Here is a 2,150-nt window from a genome sequence, read left to right on the forward strand (position 1 = left end):
ATCCATTTCCGCTAACAGCTGGTTTAATGTCTGCTCTCGCTCATCGTTTCCGGATAATCCGGCACCATCTCGTTTTTTACCAATGGTATCGATCTCATCAATAAATACGATACAAGGTGCTTTTTCACGTGCTTGTTTAAATAAATCCCGGACCTTGGCAGCTCCACGACCGACAAACATTTCTACAAATTCAGAACCGGAAATAGAGAAGAAAGGAACACCGGCTTCACCGGCTACTGCTTTGGCTAATAAAGTTTTACCGGTTCCCGGAGGGCCAACCAACAAAGCACCTTTAGGCATCTGTGCACCAATTTCTTTATATTTTTTCGGGTTGTTTAAGAAATCCACGATTTCTTTTAAATTTTCTTTGGCTTCTTCCTGCCCGGCTACATCATGGAATGTCTTTCCGGTCTTTTTGCCTTCATAGACTTTTACATTGGATTTTCCTAAATTCCCAAAACCAAAGCCTCCCTGACCAAAGGACATACTTTCGTTTCCGGTTTTGCTTTGGATCTTCTTAAACATGCGTCGTCCAAACCACCAGAAGATAAATATCGGCAAAAATAGAGTTAAGAGATAATAGATAAACGGATTGATCTGTGTCGGAATGACCTGCGTAAAGTTAGCACCGGAAGCATCCAGTCGATTTACCAGATCACCATCGTTCATTAATCCGGTTTCATAGGTTTTATTGTCTTCACCTTTTAATGTGTAATATACCGTCTGGTCTTCAATCTGTACATTTTCAACATCTTTTTCTTCAATCGAATCTAAAAAGTCAGAATATGTTGTTGATTCCATACGACTGGAATTGAACAGAGGCATCACAATAAAATTTAAAGCCAGGATAATAATTAATATAATGGCATAGTAACGATATAAGGATCGTTTGGGTTGATTGTTCATGAATCTATCCTCCTAAAAGAATTGATATCATTATAAATCTTTTTAGCACTCTGTCAATCGGTTTGCTAAAGAAAAGATAATTTCACATAATGTAAAGAAGATATCCGTAAATTTTGTTGGATACTTGGGTAAAAAATAGATAGAAAAGAATTCTATTCATAAAGGTTTTGTTCAATTTGTATAAAAAGGGCCAGGCATTTTTTGAATTTGCCTGGCAATTTTTAGTAGAGACTGATTTTGGAATAAATACAATATAAGTTTATTTCAATATATTTTGTATTTCTTCTAATGGTTTTTGAGTTGCTTTAGAAATCTCTTCTGCAGTCATTGTTTGGGATAATAGCTTTATTAGGTCTTTCTGTCCTTCTTCACGGCCTTTCTTTTTTGCCCGTTTGATTCGTGCATTTTCCATTCGAATGCTGTCATTGATACTCAACTGTTCGAATTCTTCATTGAGCTGATCGATCCATTCCTGGCTCATATACTTGATGATCTTGTCTGCCATGGCGATTCCTTCTTCCTGCTTGATTACTTCTTTGATTATAGATTGTTTTCCTTCGTCATTTCATATTGTCTATCAGCAATCAAAACAAGGCAGTAAAAGAAGGCAGGTAAAAACAGATTTCACATACTAGCAATAATAGCCTCACTATTAGATACGAAATAAATCAGGAAAACTATTAAAAAAATGACGAATATTTTTATATCGTGTTTTAAGCCAGAGAAGGCAATTCTCATGTTTGACAGATTTGATAATTTCACACATTTAAACAGTACTGAAAACACAGAAAACGCATATAGTATATGGGCAAATAAGGGGATGATTTCTATGAAGAAGGATGTATATCGTTACATAATGTTTTTTATCTTGAACTTGATCTTTTTTATCTATACATGGATTTGTAATACGCATATGTCAATGTTACATATTGGATTGGCGATATGTTGTCTAGTTGGAGATGTGGGATGGCTTGGCTGGTCTTTTTATCATCATCAAAAATGGTATGAAAAATATTCAGCTTTTTTCTGTGCCTTGGTTCCATTGTTGACATTATTGATTTATTTTCGGGGAACTCGGTAAAGAAAAAAGAACCAGCGAGTGGCAATGTCATTAAGTTAAGAAAATGGACACTTTGAGGAGCACACAAAATGTGCGCCTCTCTTTTTTTTATCAAAAAATCAAACAAATATATTGACAAACATTGAAAAGAATGCGGCCTATTATTCATAAAACATGAATAATA

At 35.1% G+C, this 2,150-nt stretch carries 3 protein-coding genes; 1 reads left to right on the forward strand and 2 read right to left on the reverse strand.

All coding sequences use genetic code 11. The features are described 5' to 3' along the window. Positions 1 to 906, reverse strand: a 906-nt coding sequence (locus U0M88_RS02095) for an ATP-dependent metallopeptidase FtsH/Yme1/Tma family protein (protein ID WP_331868749.1), incomplete at its 3' end; no start/stop codon positions are given. A 259-nt stretch (positions 907 to 1,165) separates the two neighbouring features. Then, positions 1,166 to 1,411 (reverse strand): hypothetical protein, encoded by a 246-nt coding sequence (locus U0M88_RS02100; RefSeq protein WP_205140443.1) that lies wholly within the window; start codon positions 1,409 to 1,411, stop codon positions 1,166 to 1,168. 324 nt (positions 1,412 to 1,735) lie between these two features. Between U0M88_RS02100 and U0M88_RS02105 the strand changes: the two genes are divergently transcribed. Beyond that, positions 1,736 to 1,987, forward strand: a complete 252-nt coding sequence (locus U0M88_RS02105; protein ID WP_147321507.1) for a hypothetical protein — start codon at positions 1,736 to 1,738, stop codon at positions 1,985 to 1,987. Positions 1,988 to 2,150 lie beyond the last annotated feature (163 nt).

Origin of the sequence: Faecalicoccus sp. (assembly GCF_036552745.1) — a bacterium.
Taxonomy (GTDB): Bacteria; Bacillota_I; Bacilli_A; order Erysipelotrichales; family Erysipelotrichaceae; genus Faecalicoccus.

Bases quoted from the DNA above. Each gene is read 5' to 3' on its own strand.
- U0M88_RS02100 (WP_205140443.1), bottom strand. From the start codon at position 1,411: ATGGCAGACAAGATCATCAAGTATATGAGCCAGGAATGGATCGATCAG.
- U0M88_RS02105 (WP_147321507.1), top strand. From the start codon at position 1,736: ATGAAGAAGGATGTATATCGTTACATAATGTTTTTTATCTTGAACTTG.